Consider the following 22,663-nt stretch of genomic DNA (forward strand, 5'->3'; position numbering starts at 1 on the left):
GACACCAGGCCGATTCCTGTGAAGCCAGAGTCTGGAGAAAAGCCATGACAATCGCTGTTCCACGAGCAAGATATCGAGCGTAACGAATACACGTGGCCGATGACCGCGCACCGGCTGGATGCCCAAGCCTTGCTGCACTATCGAGAGGGAAGGGAAGTCTGACTACTAGGGTGGAAGGATCGTCACAGTCTGGTTTCAGTATCTTTGATGAAAATCAGGCATCAGCCGAAAAGAGGGCGCGAAGTCTATCAAAGCCCTGATGAAAAAGTAAGGTCGCTCTTCCCGGCATGGATCAGGTCATCAAAGAGAGAGCGGTATTGAACTGCCAGCACCGATGCCCGCCAGGCATCCGGCCTGCAGGCTTTTGGCTGGCATCGAATCAGCTGTTCCAGGCAGTTTGCAGCGGCTTCCGCTTCCGCGTCGGCGGCCTGTTCGTGACTCTGGTATCGGCAGATGTCCGGCACATATTCCGGGTAGGCCAGCCGGTCGGGGGCCAGGGGCACACACCCGGATGCCATGGCCTCCAGCATCGACAGCCCCTGAAAATCATGCAGAGCCGTAGAGACAACCATATCCGCCATGCTGAGCAACCGGTCATAATCACCCCGGCTTTCGAGGAATCCCCACTGTTCTATCCGGTCACCAAACGCCTCACGAATCTGGCCAAATGCCGGTGGATGCTTCCGGAAACTCTCGCCGACAACACTGAGCCGAAACGGAATGGATCGCCTGTCGAGAACCTGCAGGAGTTTCAACAGGCGATCTGGGCCCTTGTCATATTCCCAGCGATGGTTCCAGAGCAGGTGGGGCCGGGCCCAGTTCACGCCACGATCATCGGCAAACAGACGGTCCTCAATCGGTACCGGTATCACCCGGGACTTACCACGCAAAGTTTCGATCAGCCCTTCGGGCACTCTGTCAGGCAGTTTTTGGACGAAAGTATCGACACCATCCAGAAAACTGTCCCGATTCCAGCCACTGTTGAACACCACACAATCGGCAGAAAGCGCGCTGTAAAGGTTCACCATCTGTGGATCGGCACTGCGGTTCTGGCCACTCGATACCGGAAAGGCGAACTGGTTTTCGTGCATGTACAGCAGGCAGGGCGTACTTGCCAGACGCGGGTGCAGACCGCGCAGGGTGGCCAGATCCACCATGGAGGTAGCGATAATCAGATCCCAGTGTTCCTGCAGGAGCGGCTCATTCAGCCAGCTCAGTGGATTGCCCCGGATACGCCAGCGGAAGAACCTCGGAGGCAATGCCAGGCCGTGCCAGTGGAATTCCGGCAACAGTGCCGCCAGTTGCTCACGCCAGCGCTTATGACTGGCGGCGTCGTAACCGGACAGCACTAGCACTCTCGGTTTGGACATATCGTGCTTCATCAGGGTCACGCCCATTAACCAGACTTAGCGTCAGGTAGCGCTCTGGACAGCGACCACAGCCCGAGCACTGGCCCGGGCACCAGCAGCAGAACCACCCAGACATCCAACTGGCCCCATAATCCGCTGGTCAGCCAGATGGCGGGCAGGGTCAGCCCAAAGCCGACCGCATTCATTACCGCCAGCGAAGAACCCACCGATTCCTTCGGTGCCGTTGCCGCCGCCAGTGCCGAAAACTGTGGCGAATCTGCCACCACCGCAATCCCCCAGACAACCAGCAACCCGATCAGCAAGACCGGGGCCAGCCCGTTCAACCAGGGATACAGAAGGCAAAAAGCCCCGGACACCATCAGCGCCCGCCGGGCCACCCATTCGCTGCCCAGGGTTCGGCTAAGCCGGCCGCCACCGACGCAGCCCGCAGCGCCAATGCCGATCACCGCGAACGACAGCCAGGGAACCAATGCCTCACCCTGCCCCAGACGCTGCAGTTCCCGGCCAATGAGCAAGGGTGTCAGTGTCCAGAAGGCGTAAAGCTCCCACATATGGCCGAAGTAGCCACCGGCCACCGCCCGGAACCTCGGTATCCGCAGCGCCGCCAGCCCCTGGCTGAGGGGCAGCCGGCCACTGCTTTTCGGCAGGTGCGGCCCGTCGCCCAGCAGGAACACCAGCAGCCCTCCGGCCAGAGCGAGGCAGGACGCCGCCATCAACGGCCACTCCCAGGGCATGCCGAGCGTTGCACCGCGCATCAGGTGTGGCAGTGCCGTACCGAGAGTGAGCATGCCCACCAGCCAGGCCAGTGCGGCACCGGCGTATTTTGGGGTCCAGGCGATGACCATTTTCATACCCAGGGGATAGATGCCGGCGAGACAAAGACCGGTGGCGAACCGCAGGAGGAAATCGAGTGGTGGCCAACCGGCGGCGAAAACAAACCCACCATTGACCAGGGCACCCAACAGGCTCGACAGGGCAAAGATCCGGCTCGCACCAAAGCGGTCCGCCAGACCGGTCACAGCGATGGTCAGGGTACCGGCGATAAACCCCGCCTGAACCGCCAGCGTCAGCCGGCCCAGATCGGTTTCCGTCAGGCCCAGTTCCGCAGACAGCGACAACCAGACGCCATTGATACTGAACCAGAGCGAGGTGCCGAACAGCTGAGCCAGCACAATAACAGGTAAGGGATAGCGTCTTAGCAGGTCGATCATTCTTGTTGTCTTTTATGCGAGCGATGGACCAAGCCTAGCTTCACGGAGGTTGTTTCGCCCATGCTACTTTGGTGCCTGGCAAATGATTGGCAAGGCCTGGTGATTTGAAGTGGTAATATCGTTACACGGAATCTACACAACCACCAGCCACCCAGCACCGGAGCAACCGCATGAATCTCCGAACTCCCATAGCTGTCCTCTTCGCATTGAGCCTGACACCGACTCCGGGATTAGCGGACGTGAGCCTTGCGCCATTTGCAGGTTTTCGTATGAGCAGTTCGGTGGATATCGAGACCGCCGGCGCCAGCACTTCAGACCAGATCGACTTCCGGGATTCCGCCAGCCAGGGGCTGGTGTTCAATTTTGATCTTGCAGAGGCCGGAAAACAGGGAGAACTCTATTTCGGGCGGCAGAGCACCTCGGCCAGACTGGACAATGGTCTGTTCGCGCCGGGCGTGGATTCCATCGACCTTACAATCTACCAACTCCAGTTCGGCGGGCTGTATTTCCCGGGTGGCCAGAATCACGGCGGTTTTGTCTCTGGTGTGTTCGGCGTTACCCGGCTCGAACCGGACGATTCGGGGTACGAAACTCACCACCGGGCCGCCCTGTCCCTCGGTGGTGGCTATCAGTTTTTTCTGACTGAACAACTGCGCCTGCGGCTGGATCTGCGCGGCATTTATACAGCTCTGAATTCCGGAGGTTCCGCGTTCTGCTCAGGTGGCTGCGAACTCAGATTCGAAAGCAGCGGCTACCTGCAGGTGGAAGCCGCCGCAGGGCTGGCCATTCGGTTCTGAGGCCCGCTCAGACTGCCACTGGCCGCCGCTCGGGCAACATCATGGATAGCAGCGCAGCCGTGGCCACCAGACCGGACGATATCCACAGGCATGCCTCCAATCCGTAGGCCTGATACACCCAGCCGGACAGAATGGTGCCCAGCAAACGCCCGGCAGCATTCGACATGTAATAGAAACCCACATCCAGCGACACGCCATCGCCACGGGCATAGCTAACAATGAGATAGCTGTGCAGGGAAGAGTTGACGGCAAACAGCACGCCAAATAACAGCAGGCCACCAACAATGACAACCTGCGGTGACCAGCCCGCCGTCAGGCCCATGGCGATTGCTGCGGGAATCAGCGCCAGGGCCGCAGCCCAGAGCACGGCAGGCTGTTTGCCTTCCCTGTTCCCGGTGATGCGCGGCGCAAGGGCCTGGATAAAGCCATAGCCGATAATCCAGGTGGCCATAAAGCCGCCCACTTTCCAGAAGTCCCAGCCGAACACCGTGTGCAGGTAGACCGGGAGAGCCACTACAAACCATACATCCCGGGCGCCGAACAGGAACATCCGTGCGCCAGAGAGCACGTTGATCGCCCGGCTCTTGGACAGGATATCGGTGAACTTCGGTTTTGCCTTGCTCTTGCCCAGTTCCTGCTTGAGCAGGAACAGGCTGGCCAGCCACACTAGCCCCAGCACCACCGCCATGAGGATCACCGCGCCCTTGAAGCCGGCCGCCATCAGCAGCACACCGCCAAGGAAGAAACCCACTCCTTTCAGGGTGTTCTTGGAGCCCGTCAGAATGGCCACCCACTTGTACAGGGTGCCCTGCTGCTCGTCCGGGACCAGCAATTTGATGCCGCTCTTGGCGGACATCTTGTTCAGATCCTTGGCAATGCCGGACAACGCCTGCGCCGCCATTACCCACGGTACCGTGAGCATGGCCGCCGGCACCGCCAGCATGGCCAGAGCAACAATCTGCAGGAACAGCCCGGTATTCATGGTGCGGTTCAGGCCCATGCGGGCCCCCAGGTAGCCACCGACCAGGTTGGTCACCACCCCGAAGAACTCGTAGAAGATGAACAACAGGGCGATTTCCAGCGGCGAGTAGCCGAGCTGATGGAAGTGCAGCACGACCAGCATCCGAAGGGCCCCATCCGTCAGGGTAAACGCCCAGTAGTTACCGGTGATGACCAGATACTGTCGAATTGCGGCCGTCATATCACGCAGAACCTACCCTGCGCGCCAGTTCCGCGGTGCGGTTGGCGTAACCCCACTCGTTGTCATACCAGGCATAGATCTTCACCTGGGTGCCGTTGACCACCATGGTGGACAAGGCATCCACGATGGACGAGCGCGGATCGGTCTTGTAATCGATGGACACCAGTGGACGCTCCTCGTAACCGAGGATGCCCCTCAGCTCGCCTTCCGCCGCCTCTTTCAGCAGCTCGTTGACAGTCTCCCTATCGGTGGCCTGATTAACCTCGAACACGCAGTCGGTGAGTGAGGCATTGGTCAACGGCACCCGCACCGCATGGCCATCCAGCCGGCCTTTCAGTTCCGGGAAAATCTCGATGATGGCGGTGGCCGATCCGGTGGTGGTGGGAATCAGGGAACTGCCACAGGCCCTGGCCCGACGCAGGTCCTTGTGGGGCGCATCGATGATGGTCTGGGTATTGGTCAGGCTGTGGATGGTGGTGATGGAGCCGTGCTTGATACCCAGTTTTTCGTGAATCACCTTGACCACCGGTGCCAGGCAGTTGGTGGTGCACGAGGCGGCGGTCACGATCCGATCATTGGCCGGATCAAAGATGTCGTCGTTCACGCCTACCACGATGTTCTTGGCCCCCGCTTCCTTGACCGGCGCAGTGACCACAACCCGCTTCACGCCCTGATCCAGATAGGCCTGCAGGACACTGACCTTCTTGTTAACGCCACTGGCCTCGATCACGAGATCGCAACCGGACCAGTCGGTCTCATCGATGCCCTTGTTATGGGTCACCCGGATACGCTGACCCTCGATAACCATGTCCTTGCCGTCGGCAGCTGCCTCATGGCTCCAGCGGCCATGAATACTGTCAAAATTGAGCAGGTGCGCCAGGGTCCCGGCATCAGCGCCCGGGTCGTTGATGGCGACAAATTCCATGTCCGGCCACTCCCAGGCCGCACGCAACGCCAACCGGCCAATTCGGCCGAATCCGTTAATTCCTACCTTGATCTTGCTCATGATGTTCTCCTTGCGCGTTGGCTAATCTGTGCGTGGATAGTCAGGGGCACTGCACTACCGGCCGATCCGCCATGGCCTGTAATCTGGCCAGCGGCTGCTCGATCAGTGCCGCATTGTTCCGTGCGGTTTCATCCAGAACCTGCGCAATCCACTCTGGCAGTCGCGGATTAAGGTAATAATAAACCCACTGGCCCCGGCGCTCCGTTTCCAGCAGGCCGGCATCCCGGAGTGAGGCCAGATGGCGGCTGACTTTTGGCTGGGACACCTCAAAGGCCTCGGTCAGTTCGCACACGCAGAGTTTTTCCTGGTCCTTGATCAGCAACAGCGCAGCCAGGCGAAGCTCATCTCCCATCGCCTTGAACATGGTCACCGGGTTGTAGCTTGCCTGCTTCAGGCCGGTTTCTTTCTGGTGAACCAGGGTGAACAGGCCGATGCGCTCTTTCAGTTCCTTGAGGGTCAGGGCAAAAGTGGCGTGGCGGTTAGCTTCGGCAGGGTCCGGGAAGTCCCAGGCAATCTGCTGGGCTCCGGAAGCCACCAACGTGCACTCCCGGGCGGCCTTTTCACACAGGGTAATCACGTAATCCCAGTCCTGACCCTGCAACTCCGCCAGCGACTTGCTGTACAGCCCGTCGGTGGGAATACCCGCTTCCTGCAACACCTGTAGTGCCAGAGGGTGAGGCCGGGAAGGCTCAGTACCGGCACTGGCCACCTCGAACCGGTCACCGGCCATGTGCCGAAGCAGGGCTTCCGCCATCAGCGAGCGGGCGCTGTTGGCGGTACAGACGAACAAAACACGGCGCTTCATATCTCACATTCCGCATATTTGATTTTATGTATATCTATTTTTGTGCATACTATGTGCAACATCGCCCTGAGTAAAGGAATCCGCCAACAAAATGAACATCCAAGACCTCCCCAACATCGATCCGGAACTGTTCAGCGCCCCCACTACGGACCGACTGTTTGAGGCAACGTCATCTTCACATCCGCCACGAATTCTGTTGCTGTATGGCTCCCTCCGTGAGCGCTCCTTCAGCCGCCTGGCGGTGGAAGAAGCGGCCCGCTTGCTTGAGGCCATGGGCGCGGAAACCCGGGTCTTCAATCCTCGTGGCCTGCCCCTGGCCGATGCCGAGGACGCCTCCCACCCCAAGGTTCAGGAGCTGCGGGAGCTGGTGCAATGGAGTGAGGGCATGGTGTGGTGCTCCCCGGAACGCCACGGGGCCATGACCGGGATCATGAAAACCCAGATCGACTGGATTCCCCTGTCGCTGGGCGCGGTTCGGCCGACGCAGGGCAAGACCCTGGCTGTGATGCAGGTGTGCGGGGGTTCCCAGTCGTTCAATGCGGTCAACCAGTTGCGAGTTCTGGGCAGGTGGATGCGCATGGTCACCATTCCGAACCAGTCGTCGGTGCCCAAGGCGTTCATGGAATTCGACGACAACAACCGCATGAAGCCCTCGCCCTACTACGACCGCATCGTGGATGTCATGGAAGAGCTGGTAAAGTTCACCCTGCTGGTGCGGGACCGCAGTGATTACCTGACCGACCGCTATTCCGAGCGCAAGGAAAGCGCGGAGGCCTTGTCCAAGCGCGTGAACCAACGTTCCATTTAAGGATGCGCCATGAGCAGTAACGAACTGACCGCTGAAGCTTCATCCGGCGGCATGGGGATTTTCGAACGCTACCTGTCGGTATGGGTGGCACTGGCGATTGTGGCCGGCGTGGCGCTGGGGCAACTGGCGCCGTCGGTGCCGGAAACCCTGTCCCGCTTCGAATACGCCCAGGTGTCCATCCCCATCGCCATCCTGATCTGGGCGATGATTTTTCCGATGATGGCGCAGATCGATTTCAGTGCCGTTGTCGGTGTTCGCAAAGAACCAAAAGGTCTGGCCATCACTACTACTGTGAACTGGTTGATCAAGCCGTTCACCATGTTTGCGATTGCCTGGTTTTTCCTGACCGTGGTGTTCGAGCCGCTGATTTCGCCACAGCTGGCGAGCGAGTATCTGGCCGGCGCGATCCTGTTGGGCGCCGCGCCCTGCACCGCCATGGTGTTTGTCTGGAGTTATCTTACCAAGGGCGATGCCGCCTACACCCTGGTGCAGGTGTCCCTGAACGACATCATCATGCTGTTTGCCTTCGCGCCGATTGTGGTGTTTCTGCTGGGCATCTCTGACATTCAGGTGCCCTGGGATACGGTGCTGCTGTCGGTGGTGCTGTACATCGTCATTCCGCTTACCGCTGGCTACCTGACCCGCCGCACCCTGATTGCCCGCCATGGCCAGCGCTGGTACGACGGGGTGTTCATGAAGCGGCTGGGGCCGGTTACGCCGGGGGCGCTGATCGTCACCCTGGTGCTGCTGTTCGCCTTCCAGGGCGAGGTAATCCTGAACAATCCGTTGCACATTGCGCTGATTGCCGTACCGCTGATCGTGCAGACCTTCCTGATCTTCTTCCTGGCCTATGGTTGGGCCCGGCTGTGGAAAGTGCGCCACTGCATTGCCGCACCCGGCGCCATGATTGGTGCCAGTAACTTCTTCGAGCTCGCCGTCGCTGCGGCTATCGCCCTGTTCGGCCTGCAGTCCGGGGCTGCGCTGGCAACGGTGGTCGGGGTGCTGGTGGAGGTGCCGCTGATGCTGGTTCTGGTGCGCATCGCCAACAAGACCCGGGACCATTTCCCTGAGTGAAACACGGATGCCAGCGCCGGAGCATCGTTGCCCGACGCTGGTATCAGCCCGGTAATCTGTTCAGCCCACCCCCGCCCTGCTAATATTCCGCCCACATTTGAAGCACTGAACCGAACGGAACCCACAGAATGGATCTTTTCCAGGCCCTGTTCCTTGGCCTTCTCCAGGGACTGACCGAATTCCTGCCCATTTCCAGCTCCGCCCACCTGATCCTGACCCCGGCGTTCTTCGGCTGGACCGATCAGGGCGTGGGGTTCGACCTGTCAGTTCACGTGGGCACGCTCCTGGCAGTGGTACTCTACTTCCGGCGGGACGTGTTCGGCATCGCCCGGGACGGACTGATCTCCGTGGCTCAGCGCAGGCTTGTCGGCCAGGGTGCCCTGGCCTGGTACCTGGTGATCGGCACCATCCCGGCGGGCCTGGCCGGACTGGCCTTGCTGGACATGATCGACAACGAACTCCGGGGCGCCTCGGTGATCTTTGTAACCACCCTGGTATTCGGCATCCTGCTCGGTATCGCCGACTGGCTGCCCAAACGCCAACGCACCCTGGACAAGCTCAACTGGAAAGATGCAGTCCTGGTGGGCATCGCCCAGGCCATGGCCCTGGTACCCGGCACCTCCCGCTCCGGCGTCACCATCACCGCCGGCCTGTTCCTGGGAATGACCCGGGAGACCGCCTCCCGGTTCTCCTTCCTGCTGGCCATTCCCATCATCGTATTGGCTTCGGCAGTGAAGCTGCTGGAAGTCGCTACTTCCGATGTGATGGTAGACTGGAGTGGATTTCTGATTGGTGGAGTGACGTCGTTCCTGATGGCCATTACTGCCATTCACTTCTTCCTGAAGTGGCTGAACACGGTGGGGATGTGGCCGTATGTGATCTATCGAATTGTGTTGGCGGGGGTGATTTACGCGGTGCTGATGTAGACATTCTGGATGTGGGGGAAGGCAGGTGCCGGGTAGGCCTTTCCAAAACACGCTCCTTGCGGCACGTCCATGTGACGCTTGAGCTCCGCCATCCATGGCTCCGCACAGTTTTGGAAAGGCCTACCCGGCACCTGCCCCAAGCTCGGAGAAACCCAAGGGGTCAGATGAAGGCTTTCATCTGACCCCGTTTTTACCGCGGAGTCAGACCCGAAAGTGGGGTCAGAAGAACGCTTTCTTCTGACCCCTTTTTCATGCCGGAAAGCCTCACCAGCCCTCTGCTACCCCCCCAAAAAAACCTCAGCAAGCCTCCAGCGGCGCATAAGCCAACACCAGCCACTTGGCGCCATCATCAAAGTTCACCTGCACCCGGGTATGGTGCCCGCTGCCCTCGCAGTTCATCACGATCCCCTCACCAAACTTCGGGTGCCGAACCCGCTGCCCAAGGCTGAACCCGGCCTGCTGGGCTGAATCCTGGCTGAACAGGCTTTCGTTGGGGCGTTCCACCAAGGCCGGGCGGGTCACGGTGTTTCGCAGGCGGACTTCCTGCAGGCAGTCGCCCGGGATCTCGCGCACGAACCGGGACAGTGCGTGGAATTTCTCCTGACCATACAACCGCCGGGACTCGGCGTACGTGAGCACCAGCTTTTTCATGGCCCGGGTGATACCGACATAGGACAGGCGGCGCTCCTCTTCCATCCGGCCCGGCTCTTCCAGGGACATGCTGTGGGGGAACAGGCCCTCCTCCACACCGGCCATGAACACAAGCGGAAATTCCAGGCCCTTGGCGGAATGCAAAGTCATCAGCTGCACGCTGTCCTCATGGCCGTCCGCCTGGGATTCACCGGCATCCAGGGCGGCCTGGGCGATGAATTCCGCCAGCGGATCCACGCCCTCTTCCACCTCGAAGTCCGACAGAGCGCTGACCAGTTCCTCCAGGTTCTCCACCCGGGCCTGGCCTTTCTCGCCCTTCTCGCTGGCGTGATAGTCCTTCAGCCCGCTGACCTCGATCGCCTGTTTCATCAGGCCCTGCAGGGAGGCATGGTCCACCATCTCGGACAGGCCATTGATGATGTCGAGGAACGACTGCAAACCGGTTTTCGCCCGTCCCTTAACCTGACCCGCCGCCAGCAGGCGCTCGGCGGACTCCCACAGGGAGATGCCCTGTTCGGTCGCGTATTCCCGCAGTTCCGCCAGGCTCTTGGCACCGATACCGCGAGTAGGCACATTCACCACCCGTTCGAAAGCGGCATCATCCCGGTGGTAATGCACCAAGCGCAGATAGGCCAGGGCGTTGCGGATTTCCTGGCGGTCGTAGAAACGCAGACCACCATAGACCCGGTACGGAATGCCCTGGCGCATCAACGCTTCTTCCAACACCCGGGACTGGGCATTGGAACGGTAGAGGATCGCGGCCTCACTGCGCAGGTTACCCTCGTCCACCCAGGCACTGATGGAATCGGCGATATAGTTGGCCTCGTCCTGCTCGTTGAACGCAGCATACAGGCTGATCGGCTCACCCTCGGGCCCATCGGTCCACAGTTCCTTGCCAAGACGCCCCTGGTTGTTCGCGATCACCGAGTTGGCGGCCTTGAGGATGGTTTGGGTGGATCGGTAATTCTGTTCCAGACGCACCAGCCGGGCGTTGGGGAAGTCCCGCTGGTACTGCTGGATGTTCTCGATTTTCGCACCGCGCCAGCCGTAGATGGACTGGTCGTCGTCTCCCACAATGGTCAAAGGCACGCGGTTGCTGGCCAACACTTGCAGCCAGGCATACTGGATGGTGTTGGTGTCCTGGAATTCGTCCACCAGCATATGCTGGAAGCGCTGCTGGTAATGAGCCAGAAGCTCAGGCTTGTACAGCCAGAGTTCATGGGAACGCAGCAACAATTCGCCGAAGTCCACCAGCCCACCCTGCTGGCACAGCTTCTCGTACTGGCGGTAGATCTTCAGCATGGTGGAGGTGAAGTGGTCGCCGGGATTCTCCTGGATATGGTCCGCCCGCAGGCCTTCATCCTTCTGGCTGTTGATAAACCACTGGGCCTGCTTCGGTGGCCAGCGACTCTCGTCGATCTGGTTCTCCCGCATCACCCGCTTGATCAGCCGCAGCTGATCGTCACTGTCCAGTACCTGGAAGTTCTCCGGCAGGCCGGCATCCTGCCAGTGGGCTCGCAGCAACCGGTGGGCAATTCCGTGGAAGGTTCCGATCCACAGCCCCCGGGTCGGGATCTGCATCATCTGCTCGACCCGGTAGCGCATCTCCTTCGCTGCCTTGTTGGTAAAGGTCACCGCCAGGATGGCCGTCGGTGGCACCCGGTCCACGGTCATCAGCCAGGCAATCCGGTGCACCAGTACCCGGGTTTTGCCACTGCCGGCGCCGGCCAATACGAGCAGGTGGTCGTTCTGGGCGGTGACAGCTTCACGCTGGGCATCGTTCAGGGGATCGATGATGTGGGAGACGTCCATAGAGATTCGGTTCGCTACTGGTTAAATAAACAGGCTTGGGAGTATAACAGGAGATAACAGGGGTTGTCGGGGCTTGGGATAGCCCTCTTTAACTGGAAGGTGGTTGTACAAGTGAGAGCCGCCGGAAAAGCCCTCTCCGTCAGTCAGAAAGAGCGCGGGGGAGATTCCCCTTCAGGACTGTCTGTGGCCAGGGATGGCCACAGTCAAGCGCACATGGATGTGCTCGTAGCGTGTCCTGAAGGGGAACCTCCCCCGTGCGACATCTCAGAATCAGAGAGCTAGCGGAATCAGAAACCCCGCGGCACGGTTTGCGGCTCCACAAACTCGAACAGGCCTTCCAGACCACCCTCACGACCGATACCGGATGCCTTCATGCCACCGAATGGCGCTTCCGGGGTCGGGCCGGTGCCTGTGTTCCAGCCGACGTGGCCAAAACGGAGGCCGGCGGCCACGCGCTGGGCGCGGTCGGCGTCGGCGGTGAAGACGTAGGACGCCAGGCCGAATTCGGTGTCGTTACCGGCGTCGATGACTTCCTCTTCGGTGCGGAACAGGGCCATCGGAACCAGCGGACCGAAGGTTTCTTCCTGGTAGCAGCACATCTCCCGGTTGACACCGAGCACCACTGTGGGCGGGAAGAACAGGCCGTCACCAAGCTCACTCGGCTGCTTGCCGGCCACCAGGCTCGCACCCTTTTCCAGGGCGTCGTCCAGGTGGCGTTTGACCTTGTCGAAGCCCTGTTTGTTGATGAGCGGGCCGATATCGACGCCTTCATTCATGCCGTCGCCAACGGTCATCTTGTTCACGCGCTCTGCCAGTTTCTCGCCAAAAGCGTCGGCCACTTTCTCGTGGACGAAGATACGGTTGGCGCACACGCAGGTCTGGCCACCGCCCCGGAATTTGTTGGCGATCAGGTTATCGGCTGCGGCGTCCAGGTCGGCGTCTTCGAACACGATGAACGGCGCGTTACCACCCAGCTCCAGAGCCAGTTTCTTGACCTGGTCGGCGGTGTCGACGATGAGCTTGCGGCCCACTTCGGTGGAGCCGGTGAAGCTGAGCATGGGCACGTCCGGGCTTTCACACAGAACCTTGCCGATCACGCTGGCCTTGCCCATCACCAGGTTGACCATGCCGTCCGGCAGGTCCAGTTTGTCCATCAGGCTGAACAGGGCAATCATGGTCAGCGGGGTTTCGCTGGCCGGCTTGATCACGGACGGGCAGCCGGCCGCCAAGGCCGCGGACAGCTTCTTGGCGATCATGCCGATGGGGAAGTTCCACGGCGTAATCAGGCCGGTCACCCCAACCGGCCGGTAGTGCACGGTCCAGGTGCAGTCCTTGGGCTTCTCGGGGATGGTGTGGGCATCGAGGGCCTGGATGTGCTTGGCGCAGTAATCGAAGAAGCCCGCGGCGTAATCCACTTCGCCCTGACCCTCTTTCCACGGTTTGCCGTGTTCCATGCAGAGAATACGGCCGATTTCCTCGCGGTTTTCCTTCAGACTGTCCCGAATGTCTTCCAGCCACTTTCTGCGGGTCTCGATGGAGTAGGGGGTGGTGAGCTTCAGCGCCGCCTTGCCGGCGGCCACGGCAGCCTCGACATCCCGCTCCGGCATTGACGGTACTTGTGCGATGACTTCGCCGGTTGCCGGATTGTAGACATCAAAAGTGTTACCTTCGGCGTTGTCTGTCCAGCGACCGCCAATGTAGCCAGTCAGCTTTTCCAACAGGGGTGACTCGATCATCTCGGCTCCTCTTTCGGTATTTGGCGGCGCCCCTTCCGGGACGGCATTGCGTCAGTGGCTCATGTCTTTCATAGTGAGTGTTGTAGCGTAGCCTGTAAAGTCAAGGGCGGGCTTTTGAACATCCTCCGACTGTGCCTATACTCGGAGCATTACCATCCCAGGAGGCCGGACAATGAAAGCGTTTTTCCATCCCGCACAGGATCAGCATATTCCCCAGACCTACTTTACTCGTGGGCAGATGCGTCAGCCGCAGGAAGTGCCTGATCGTACCGGTCAAATGCTGGACGGCCTGAAGGAGATGGGTATTTCGGTTCTGCAACCGGCGGACCAGGGTGCCGGCCCGATATCGAAGGTTCATGATCTGGGCTACCTCCGCTTTCTGGAGTCCGCCCACCGCCGGTGGAAACAGATGGATGACTGGGGTGACGAGGTGATCTCGAACATTTTCGTCCGCTCTCCCAATCACCTGACCGGTATTCTCGCCGAGGCGGCCCGCTACCAGGCCGATGGCAGCTGTCCGATTGGTGAACACACCTGGCACGCAGCTTACTGGTCAGCCCAGAGCGCCCTGGGTGCGGCCGATGCACTGATTGCCGGCGACAGGACGTCCTATGCGGTATGCCGACCGCCCGGACATCACGCTCGCCGGGACGCGGCCGGTGGTTTTTGCTACCTGAACAACGCTGCCATTGCCGCCGAACACATGAAATCCCGGTTCCCGAAAATCGTCATCTTTGATACCGATATGCACCATGGCCAGGGTATCCAGGAAATTTTCTATGACCGAAGCGATGTCCTTTACATCTCCATCCATGGCGACCCCACCAACTTCTACCCGGTGGTAAGCGGCTTCGAGGACGAGCGTGGCGAGGGCGAAGGCTACGGCTACAACATCAACATGCCCATGCCCCATGGCTCCAGTGAGGAGGATTTCTTCGCCAAAGTGGACGAGGCCCTGGCCGCCATCAAGCTGTTCCAGCCTGATGCCCTGATCCTCACCCTGGGCTTTGACATCTACAAGAACGACCCCCAGGCCAAGGTATCGGTATCCTCGGAAGGTTTCCACCGGCTAAGCACCCACATCCGCCGGCTGGGCCTGCCCACGCTGATTGTGCAGGAGGGCGGCTACGACCTTGAGGCCCTGAGCACCAACGTGCAGCAGTTCTTCAGGGGACTGGAAGGCTGAGACTCACCAATTACGAGGCCGGGGCATAAACCTTGACATTGTCGTGCCCCTCGGCCTTCAGGTGGCCGGCGTGCATCCGGCTCATGGTGCCGCGGTCGCAGTACAGCAGGTACTGACGATTCTGCGGCAGTTCCTCAATCTGCTGATTAAGTTCATAGAACGGGATCTTCAGGACCTGGTTGTTGGTCAGGTCCAGCGGTGACCGTTCCTCTTCCGTCGGATGGCGCACGTCGATGATGACGTCGTTCACCGCCGGCGTTTCCACCAGTTCCACTTCTTCCGGCGTGACCGTCGTCTCCAGCAGACGGTTGACCGGGGTTTCGGTCCGCTCCTCGACTGCCCGGACCAGTACCCCGGCGTCCATGTTCGCCTCATCGGCCTCGACCCGGTGCAGCTTGGCGCGGGTTGCCGGCTTCTGGGAGATCACGCCACAGTATTCCGGCATGTTGCGGGCGAAGGACTCGGTGCCGATGTCATGGGCAATGCGGATGATTTCCTGCTTGTCCATGGCGATCAGCGGCCGCAGCACCACTTCGTCACTGGCCCGGTCCACCACGTTCAGGTTTGACAGGGTCTGACTGGACACCTGGGCCACCGCATCCCCCATCACCAGCCCGGCGACGTTGAGCTCACGGGCAATTTCGGCCGCCGCCTTGAGCATCTGACGCTTGAGCACCACGCCCCAGTGGCGGTTGTTCACCGAGCGCATGATCTCGGCCACCACGCCTTCGAACGGCACGGAAATGAACTTCACGTTGTGGGAGGCGCCATAGCGCTCCCACAGGTAATGCACCACCTGGCGAACACCGACCTCATGGGCAGTGCCACCGAGGTTAAAGAACAGAAAATGGCTGCGCAGGCCACGGCGCATCATCAGGTAGGCCGCCACGGAGGAGTCGTAGCCACCCGAGATCAGGGTCATAACGCTTTCCACCGAACCCAGCGGGTAGCCGCCCAGTCCCTGATGCTTGCGTCGGGCGATGTGAAAACCGTCCTCCTTGACTTCGATCCGTACCTCCACCTGCGGTGATTTCAGATCGACACCGGCGGTATCGAAAGCTTTGCACAGTGCCGCCCCCACCGAGCGCTCGATATCGATGGACCGGAAGTCGTGGGTGCCCAGACGTTTGGCTCGCACAGCGAAGGTCTTGCCATCCAGGCGGCCAGCAAAGGCCGCGACGGCTTTCTCACCGATATCTTCCAGGGACCGGAAGGGATACACCGCGATTTCCTGAATGCTGGAAATGCCCGGGATGCGCAACAGGGCGTCAATAACCGGGCCATAGAGACCCCGATCATCCGGAACCTCCACGTCCACCCGATCCCAGCTGCCCTCCACGACGATCTCGTGATCGAGTCGGGCCAGGAGTTTGCGAATGTTCTGGCGGAGTTGTTTCATCTGCTGCCGACGAACGGGCTTACTCTTAATGGCAACTTCCGGAGCGGGACGTATCAGTAATTTCATAGATCGGAGTATTGTCGGGTGGCGTACAAAGAGGAAAGCGCTTAGTGTACCGTTTTGTCAGAGTGCCTCAAAATCCGGCATTGCCGAAACCTTCAGGAGTTTCACCATTAAATGACAGAACCCACGAACAACGCCCTGGTTTCCCCGGAGGGCGCCCTTGAAATCCTCTCCAATCATGAAGTCAACCGGCTCAAGGACCGGAGCGAGGGCGGTCTATACCAGCTGTTCCGCCAGTGCGCCCTTGCGGTGTTGAACACCGGCGTGGAGACCGACAACTGTAAGGCCCTGATGGAGGCCCACGCCGATTTCGATGTGAGATTGGTGCCCCAGCCCCGCGGCTTGAAGCTGGAGTTGGTCAACGCCCCCGGTTATGCCTTTGTCGATGGCCAAATGCTGCGGGCCATCCGCGAGCACCTGTTCTCCGTGCTCCGGGATATCGTGTACACCCACTCCATTCCCCAGACCATTGCCGGGTTCCGCCGGGATAATCCCGAAGACATCACTAACCTGGTGTTTCACATCCTGCGCAACGCCGGCGTACTGGAAGCCGGGCGCCAACCGGATATGGTCGTTTGTTGGGGTGGCCACTCCATCAGCCAGGCGGAGTACCAGTACAGCAAGGAAGTCGGCCACCAGCTGGGCCTGCGCGGGCTGAGCATTATTACCGGCTGCGGCCCCGGCGCCATGAAGGGACCGATGAAAGGCGCCACCATCGGCCATGCCAAGCAGCGGGTGAAGAATGGCCGCTATGTGGGCATCACTGAGCCGGCCATCATCGGTGCCGAGGCACCGAACCCGATCGTCAATGAACTGGTGATCATGCCGGATATCGAAAAGCGCCTCGAGGCCTTCGTGCGCTGCGGCCACGGTGTGATTGTCTTCCCGGGCGGCGTAGGTACCGCCGAGGAAATCCTGTACCTGCTCGGCATCCTCCTGCATCCGGACAATTCAGACCTGCCGTTCCCGGTCATTTTCACCGGCGAGAAGGAAAACGCGGAATACTTCGAGATGATCGACAAGTTCATCCGCAACGCCCTTGGTGACGAGGCCGCCAGCAAATACGAGATCATCATTGATGATCCGGCCCGCGTCGCCCAGGCCATGAGGAAGGGCATGAAAGAGGTGGAGACGTTCCGCCGCGCCATGCAGGACGCCTACTACTTCAACTGGATGCTGAAGATCGATCCGGTGTTTCAGCTGCCTTTCGAGCCCAACCACGACAGCATGCGGTCACTGGAACTGCACCGGGACCAGCCCGTGCACATGATTGCGGCAAACCTGCGCAAGGCATTCAGCGGGATCGTCACGGGAAATGTGAAGGAAAGCGGGATTCGCCAGATTCAGGAGAAAGGGCCGTTCGAGATCGCCGGGGATCCCTCGCTGATCAAGCCTCTGGAAGCCATGCTGGAGCAATTTGTGGCCCAGAACCGGATGAAGCTGCCCGGTCTTCAGGCCTACCAGCCCTGTTACCGTATTGTCAGTGGGGCTGCCTGAGCGGCCCCACTGACATCAAGCCGGAGCTTACTGACCACCTGCCGGCAGGCTGGCGTAGTAAGCTGCCAGGTTGGCGATATCCTCATCGCTCAGGGCTGCAGCCTGGCCTTGCATGATGGCAGCCTGGCCACCGGAACGCTGCTTGTTCTTGTACGCCTTGAGTGCAGACACCAGATACTGCTCGTTCTGTCCGGCAAGGTTCGGATAGGTCGGGATCTGGGCCATACCGTTCTGGCCGTGGCATGCGGCACAGACGGCAGCCTTGGCCTTGCCAGCCTCAACGTCGCCTGCGGCAGAGGCCAGGGTCGGCAGGGCAACAGCAGCAGACATCAGTCCTGCAATCGCGAAGTTCTTGAATTTCATAGTTACTACCCTCTCATCGTTGTCGGCGTGAAAATGCCGTCAGGTGTTATTAAAACTCGACTGTAATGCACTTATAGCACAGAGCGCGCCTGGCTCAAATGTGATAGATCAAGGCGCTCATTTCGACAATCGTCCCCTTTACCGCACTCGCGGGTTAGTGGGAAAGTACGACAACGTAGAATACCCAGATTTCTGTTTTATCCAACCCGGAGACACACCCCATGTCCGTAGAGGTCCAGGAACTACCCTGCCGTGAAGGCTTTCTTGGCTTGCTCACCCTGAACTCGCCCGGCACCCTCAACGCCCTGAGCGAAGCCATGGTGGAGCAGACCCAGAATGCCCTGGATCGCTGGGCAACGGATGACAGGATCTGCCTGGTGGTGCTGCAAGGGGCCAGTGACCGGGCCTTCTGCGCCGGCGGCAACATCCGCCTGCTCTATGACGCCATGACCGGTCACGGTGACGATGAAGCCCCCTCCCGCTTCTTTACCCGGGAATACCGGCTGGATTACAGCCTGCACCGGTTCCCCAAGCCGGTTGTCGGCATCGGTCATGGCGTGGTCATGGGTGGCGGCCTGGGCCTGCTGTCCGCCTGCCGTTACCGACTGGTGACGCCAGACCTCACTCTGGCCATGCCGGAGATCTCCATCGGCCTGTTTCCGGATGTCGGGGCCAGCTGGTTCCTCAACCGCCTGCCGGGACGCCTGGGCCTGTTCATGGGACTGACCGGTGCCCGGCTCAACGTTACCGATACCCTGCGGGTAGGCCTGGCGGATATGGCATTGCTGCCTGAAGACCGGGACACCCTGCTCTCCCGGTTGCAGGAACAGCACTGGACCGGCGAGGCCGCTGCCGATGACAACCGGTTGTTCCGACTGCTCAACCAGATGCCTGCACCGGATTACCGGGCGCTGCCAGCAAGCAACCTGGAACAGCACGAACAGGCAATTTCACGCCTCAGTGCCGGTGAGGAACTGCCCGCCGTGGTGGATCAACTGCTTGGGTCGGACATTGACAGTGACTGGTGGCGCGCCTGCATCGACAACCTGCGCGGCGGCTGCCCGGTCTCCGCCTGGCTGGTGTGGACCCAGCTCAAGAAAGCCCAGCAGATGTCCCTGAAAGACGTGTTCCGGATGGAACTGGCCATGGCTCTTGAGTGTAGCCGGCGCCCGGACCTTCCCGAAGGCATCCGGGCCAGAATGGTGGACAGGGACCAGAAGCCGGTCTGGTCCCATGCCTCGGTGGCCGATGTACCAGAGGATGTCGTGGCCGCCCACTTTAAACCGGAGTGGGACGACGAAACCGACCCGATGCAGTTGCAGTAAGGAACTACGGCCGAGCTCCGGCCTGGACCAGCAACATCTCCAGATCCCGGCTGTTGATGGCCCGGGCCCGGCTCAGGGCGGTACTTCCGTCTTCGGCCCGGTAGTTGACGTCGGCGCCGGCCGCCAGCAGCATTTCCGCCGTCAGCAGGTCCCCGCTGCCGACAATTTTCATCAGCAACGATTTCCCCCCCTGACTGACATTGACGTTTGCCCCGGCGGCCAGCAACACCTTGACCACGGACAGATTGCCCTGCTCGGCCGCCCGGATCACCGGCGTATACCCTCGTTCATCCACCGCATTGACACTGGCACCGGCCGAGAGCAGCAGCTGGACCAGCCGACGACTGCCGTCACCGGCCGCGACCATCAGGGGCGTCGACTCACCCGGCGCGGTAAGATCCGGATCCGCTCCCTCACTGAGCAGGTACCAGGCCACCCGGTCACGTCCGGCGCGCACGGCCGCCATCAGGGGGGAGCCCCGCTCGGTCAGGGTATTGAGTGAGTGGCCGGCTTCTGCCAGGGTTTTGACGTCCTCAAGGTTGCCGGCTGCCGCTGCCCGAATCAGCGGCGTAGCGGTCTCGGTGGCCGTTTCCCGGGCGAGGTTGCTGGGTTCATCCCGGGTGGCACATCCCGACACCAGCAGCGAGAGCAAAAGAGGCAGGAACAGTGCGTGGAAGGAGCCGGATCCCTTGGCCATATCAACAATCTCTGTTTTGAAATGTGGGCCTATTCTGCGCAGGGCACGGCGGGAATTAAATCGAGCGGGTCACATCTCCGGCCCGTTCTCCAGGAGTTCCCGCACCAGTGCGCGCAGTCGGTCCTCGCCGTCCCTCTGGCCGCGACACAAGCCGGCGGCCTGCGCATCAGCCCAGGAGCGGCCCTGAAGCACCGCTGCTGTCCACAGGGCCAGGTCTTGTCGCGTCCTCAGCCAGTTCATGACGCCCGGTACCTGCCCGAGCTCCCGGAGTACCGGAAGGCAAAGATCAAAGCCCCTGTGTCCGTGGCCAAAGTTGTCCAGATCACGCCGGTCATCATCATTCAGGATGCGGGTTGCCGGAAGGTCGTCGCTGATGGCCGCCAGCAGTTCCGCGGGCATTCCGCACCAGTGCCGCGGGACCAGTGTCAGCCAGTGCCGGGCCAGCCGCCCCCTCAGTCGATCGACCAGCTCGACTCCCTGGGGACTCGATCCGCTCAGCATCTGCAGCGGATACTCACCACTGGTATGCTCCCGTTGGAACCCGACGCGAACTACGCTCAGCCCGCAGGACTGCCAGAAGGCGAGCAACTCCGGGCTGCCACCAAAGCTGGTGCCCAGGCTATCCAACTGCTGCTCTGCCACCCAGTCCCGAGCCGCTGCCACCAGGCGTTTGCCGATACCACTGCGGCGAGCCGGACTGGCAACGGCAACCCGGACTACCCGGAGGGTTTTCTGGGTTGAGGCTTCCGGAAATCCACTGTGGGAAGCGAGAGACTGGGCCAGTAGATGGCCCCGGATACGACGCTGCCCCCGCGTAACGTTCTGTGACAGTTCCGCGCTCAGTCCGCCCTCAATGGCGCCCCAGAGCACCCCGACGATGTGGCCTTCGTGCCAGGCGCACCAGCTGACCGCAGACGGATCATCCAGCCACTGGCGAAGATCGGTCGGGGTGGTCCGGTAGTGGGCGTCAACCAGAAGGCCAAACGCCTCGGCGAGTTCGGGCTCCGGCGCGTCGGCGGGGCACCACCGATCAATCCGGATGGCTTTGGTCGGAACCCGGGCATCGTCCCGGACCATGCCGGAAGCGGATAGCAGGAACAGATTGGAGGCCAGCGCCTCCAGTGGATCCCCCGCGGCCCAGCGCACTGGCTCGGTCAGGGTGGCGGATTGCCAATGCGGGGTTTTGCGGTCCAGCACGGAGCGGAACCGGATGGCAAAGCCGCGGCCTGCGCCTTCGTAGCCATGGACTGTGGAACAGAACGCCACCCTCGGCCATCCCAGCAGGATAGCCTCGAGAACCTGGGGCGGGATCGCTGCCGCCTCGTCGACCAGGACCACTTCGGCCGCCGGTCTCCCGGCCAGCAATTCCTGCACCGGCAGGAAACGCAGTTGGGCCCCGGTCCGGGTGACGAGGCCGTTGCCATCGTCAGCTGCCAGATCGTTCCCGAGGGTTTGCCGGGCGTGGTGGAACAGGGTATCAACGCTCTCGCGGGTGGGTGCTGTCACCAGAATGTGCTTGCGGCCCTGTTGTAACAGTCTGGCAGCGGCGATACCCAGCGCCGCGGATTTACCGCGGCCCCGGTCTGCGGTGACCACGAGAGGGCGCCGGCGCCGGCCCTGGCCGAAGTGGATCAATTGTTCAATCAGGCGCTGCTGGTCATGGGTGGTAGCCACGGTGAAGGGGTTGTCTGGCGCCTGCAGTGTCGGTGTCCGGGTACGCCCGGGATCTTGGGCGTCAATCCGAATCACGCCGGGATCGTTGCCGAGAATGGAGACCATGCGGCAAGCAAATGGGTGATGCTCGGCGTTGTCGAGGCCGGTGCGCCGGTAGTCGGGATCCGCAAACTGGTCCCAGTCGGCCAGCGGCGGCATCAGCCAGAACAACAGGCCCCCGGCCTTGAGGGTGCCGGTAATCGCTGCCAGGCCATCCGGCGGGTTACCCTGCCAGCCGTCCCAGACAACTACTGCCAGTTCGCGGCCCAGCCAGTCTCTGGCTTTTGCTGGCGGTACCGGAGTGAGGCCTGGCGAGGGATTGTCATCACTGGGGCCGGTCCAGATACCGGGTGACTGGTGGAGTTCGGGCAGGGTTTGTTGAAGCCATGCCAGCGCACGGTCACGGTCGCCCTCGACGAGGACCAGTCTTCGCTCGCCGAGGGCGCCAAGGTGCTCAACCAGCGAACACCAGGCTTGACGCCCTTTGGCTTTGTCACCGGCGGACCGGGTCATCAGTTGAGGTCTGCGGCGTGGGCTTTGAGGTTGTTCAGGTCGCATTTTTCGAGGGCGGCCTGGTGGGTCGCCCGGAGCCGGACTCTGGGGGCGCAACCGGCTTCGAACGCTTCCTGCCAGCGGGCGGCGCAGAGGCACCAGTTGTCGCCGGCTTTCAGACCGGGGAAGCCGAATTCCGGTCTGGGGGTGCTGAGGTCGTTGCCCTGGGCTTTGGAGAATTCGAGGAAGGCGTCGGTGACGACGGCGCAGATGGCGTGGAGGCCGAGGTCATCGGGGCCTACGTTGCAGCAGCCGTCGCGGTAGAAGCCGGTTTCGGGGTCGGTGCCGCAGGTTTCCAGTTTTTCGCCCAGGACGTTTACTGGTTCTGACATTTCCATCTTTCTTAGACCTTCTGGTTGCGGGGGCAGTAAGTTGGGAGAGCCCCTTCCAAAACCCGCTCCTGGCGGCACGTCCATGTGGCGCTTGAGCTCCGCCATCCATGGCTCCGCACAGTTTTGGAAGGGGCTCTCC

The 22,663-nt window shown here is 61.1% G+C and carries 19 protein-coding genes; 7 read left to right on the forward strand and 12 right to left on the reverse strand.

Annotation, left to right across the window (positions count from 1 at the left end; translation table 11 throughout):
• Positions 1-248: 248 nt before the first annotated feature.
• Both ACQUTG_RS04790 and ACQUTG_RS04795 read right to left on the reverse strand, forming a co-directional pair.
• A complete protein-coding gene (locus ACQUTG_RS04790; protein WP_428918280.1) occupies positions 249-1,370 on the reverse strand; it encodes a tRNA-queuosine alpha-mannosyltransferase domain-containing protein in 1,122 nt (373 codons plus the stop codon).
• Between the two features lie 26 nt (positions 1,371-1,396).
• A complete protein-coding gene (locus tag ACQUTG_RS04795; RefSeq protein WP_428918281.1) occupies positions 1,397-2,581 on the reverse strand; it encodes an MFS transporter in 1,185 nt (394 codons plus the stop codon).
• A gap of 269 nt (positions 2,582-2,850) precedes the next feature.
• Between ACQUTG_RS04795 and ACQUTG_RS04800 the strand changes: the two genes are divergently transcribed.
• Positions 2,851-3,378: a hypothetical protein gene (locus ACQUTG_RS04800; protein ID WP_428918282.1), complete on the forward strand. Its 528-nt coding sequence runs from the start codon at positions 2,851-2,853 to the stop codon at positions 3,376-3,378.
• Between the two features lie 7 nt (positions 3,379-3,385).
• Here the strand turns inward: ACQUTG_RS04800 and arsJ are convergent, their stop codons facing one another.
• From arsJ to ACQUTG_RS04815, 3 genes are read right to left on the reverse strand one after another with little or no spacing between them, the layout of a single operon-like run.
• A complete protein-coding gene (gene arsJ, locus ACQUTG_RS04805) occupies positions 3,386-4,579 on the reverse strand; it encodes an organoarsenical effux MFS transporter ArsJ (protein WP_428918283.1) in 1,194 nt (397 codons plus the stop codon).
• A 1-nt stretch (position 4,580) separates the two neighbouring features.
• A complete protein-coding gene (locus tag ACQUTG_RS04810) occupies positions 4,581-5,585 on the reverse strand; it encodes an ArsJ-associated glyceraldehyde-3-phosphate dehydrogenase (RefSeq protein WP_428918284.1) in 1,005 nt (334 codons plus the stop codon).
• Between the two features lie 40 nt (positions 5,586-5,625).
• Complete coding sequence (locus tag ACQUTG_RS04815) at positions 5,626-6,390, reverse strand: metalloregulator ArsR/SmtB family transcription factor (protein WP_428918285.1); 765 nt, start codon at positions 6,388-6,390, stop codon at positions 5,626-5,628.
• Between the two features lie 91 nt (positions 6,391-6,481).
• On the opposite strand from ACQUTG_RS04815, the gene arsH reads away from it, so the two are divergent.
• The 3 genes from arsH (at position 6,482) to ACQUTG_RS04830 (ending at position 9,198) form a co-directional block, all read left to right on the forward strand.
• Positions 6,482-7,198, forward strand: a complete 717-nt coding sequence (arsH, locus tag ACQUTG_RS04820; RefSeq protein WP_428918286.1) for an arsenical resistance protein ArsH — start codon at positions 6,482-6,484, stop codon at positions 7,196-7,198.
• A gap of 9 nt (positions 7,199-7,207) precedes the next feature.
• A complete protein-coding gene (arsB, locus tag ACQUTG_RS04825; RefSeq protein ID WP_428918287.1) occupies positions 7,208-8,272 on the forward strand; it encodes an ACR3 family arsenite efflux transporter in 1,065 nt (354 codons plus the stop codon).
• A 128-nt stretch (positions 8,273-8,400) separates the two neighbouring features.
• Positions 8,401-9,198, forward strand: coding sequence for an undecaprenyl-diphosphate phosphatase (locus ACQUTG_RS04830; protein ID WP_428918288.1), 798 nt, complete (start codon positions 8,401-8,403; stop codon positions 9,196-9,198).
• 297 nt (positions 9,199-9,495) lie between these two features.
• On the opposite strand, the gene uvrD is transcribed toward ACQUTG_RS04830, so the two are convergent.
• Both uvrD and ACQUTG_RS04840 read right to left on the reverse strand, forming a co-directional pair.
• Positions 9,496-11,661: a DNA helicase II gene (uvrD, locus tag ACQUTG_RS04835; protein WP_428918289.1), complete on the reverse strand. Its 2,166-nt coding sequence runs from the start codon at positions 11,659-11,661 to the stop codon at positions 9,496-9,498.
• Between the two features lie 287 nt (positions 11,662-11,948).
• Entirely contained in the window at positions 11,949-13,397 is a 1,449-nt protein-coding gene (locus tag ACQUTG_RS04840) for an NAD-dependent succinate-semialdehyde dehydrogenase (protein WP_428918290.1), read from the reverse strand.
• A 172-nt stretch (positions 13,398-13,569) separates the two neighbouring features.
• Here ACQUTG_RS04840 and ACQUTG_RS04845 point away from each other — a divergent pair, with 172 nt between their 5' ends.
• Entirely contained in the window at positions 13,570-14,583 is a 1,014-nt protein-coding gene (locus ACQUTG_RS04845; RefSeq protein WP_428918291.1) for a histone deacetylase family protein, read from the forward strand.
• 10 nt (positions 14,584-14,593) lie between these two features.
• On the opposite strand, the gene thiI is transcribed toward ACQUTG_RS04845, so the two are convergent.
• The gene (gene thiI / locus ACQUTG_RS04850) at positions 14,594-16,048 is read right to left on the reverse strand and encodes a tRNA uracil 4-sulfurtransferase ThiI (protein WP_428918292.1); all 1,455 of its coding nucleotides are present in this window, start codon (positions 16,046-16,048) and stop codon (positions 14,594-14,596) included.
• A 111-nt stretch (positions 16,049-16,159) separates the two neighbouring features.
• Here thiI and ppnN point away from each other — a divergent pair, with 111 nt between their 5' ends.
• Positions 16,160-17,542, forward strand: a complete 1,383-nt coding sequence (ppnN, locus tag ACQUTG_RS04855; protein ID WP_428918293.1) for a nucleotide 5'-monophosphate nucleosidase PpnN — start codon at positions 16,160-16,162, stop codon at positions 17,540-17,542.
• Between the two features lie 27 nt (positions 17,543-17,569).
• Here the strand turns inward: ppnN and ACQUTG_RS04860 are convergent, their stop codons facing one another.
• Positions 17,570-17,905 (reverse strand): c-type cytochrome, encoded by a 336-nt coding sequence (locus tag ACQUTG_RS04860; RefSeq protein ID WP_239035771.1) that lies wholly within the window; start codon positions 17,903-17,905, stop codon positions 17,570-17,572.
• Positions 17,906-18,126: 221 nt separating this feature from the next.
• Between ACQUTG_RS04860 and ACQUTG_RS04865 the strand changes: the two genes are divergently transcribed.
• Positions 18,127-19,230 (forward strand): enoyl-CoA hydratase/isomerase family protein, encoded by a 1,104-nt coding sequence (locus ACQUTG_RS04865; protein ID WP_428918294.1) that lies wholly within the window; start codon positions 18,127-18,129, stop codon positions 19,228-19,230.
• Between the two features lie 4 nt (positions 19,231-19,234).
• On the opposite strand, the gene ACQUTG_RS04870 is transcribed toward ACQUTG_RS04865, so the two are convergent.
• From ACQUTG_RS04870 to ACQUTG_RS04880, 3 genes are all read right to left on the reverse strand, one after another.
• Positions 19,235-19,927: an ankyrin repeat domain-containing protein gene (locus tag ACQUTG_RS04870; protein WP_428918295.1), complete on the reverse strand. Its 693-nt coding sequence runs from the start codon at positions 19,925-19,927 to the stop codon at positions 19,235-19,237.
• Between the two features lie 69 nt (positions 19,928-19,996).
• Positions 19,997-22,153, reverse strand: a complete 2,157-nt coding sequence (locus ACQUTG_RS04875; protein WP_428918296.1) for a tRNA(Met) cytidine acetyltransferase TmcA — start codon at positions 22,151-22,153, stop codon at positions 19,997-19,999.
• Positions 22,153-22,524: a DUF2237 family protein gene (locus tag ACQUTG_RS04880; RefSeq protein ID WP_428918297.1), complete on the reverse strand. Its 372-nt coding sequence runs from the start codon at positions 22,522-22,524 to the stop codon at positions 22,153-22,155. Before ACQUTG_RS04880 ends, ACQUTG_RS04875 begins: the two co-directional genes overlap by 1 nt.
• Positions 22,525-22,663: the final 139 nt, after the last annotated feature.

The sequence above is a fragment of the Marinobacter sp. DUT-1 genome (assembly GCF_050379415.1).
Lineage (GTDB): Bacteria > Pseudomonadota > Gammaproteobacteria > Pseudomonadales > Oleiphilaceae > Marinobacter.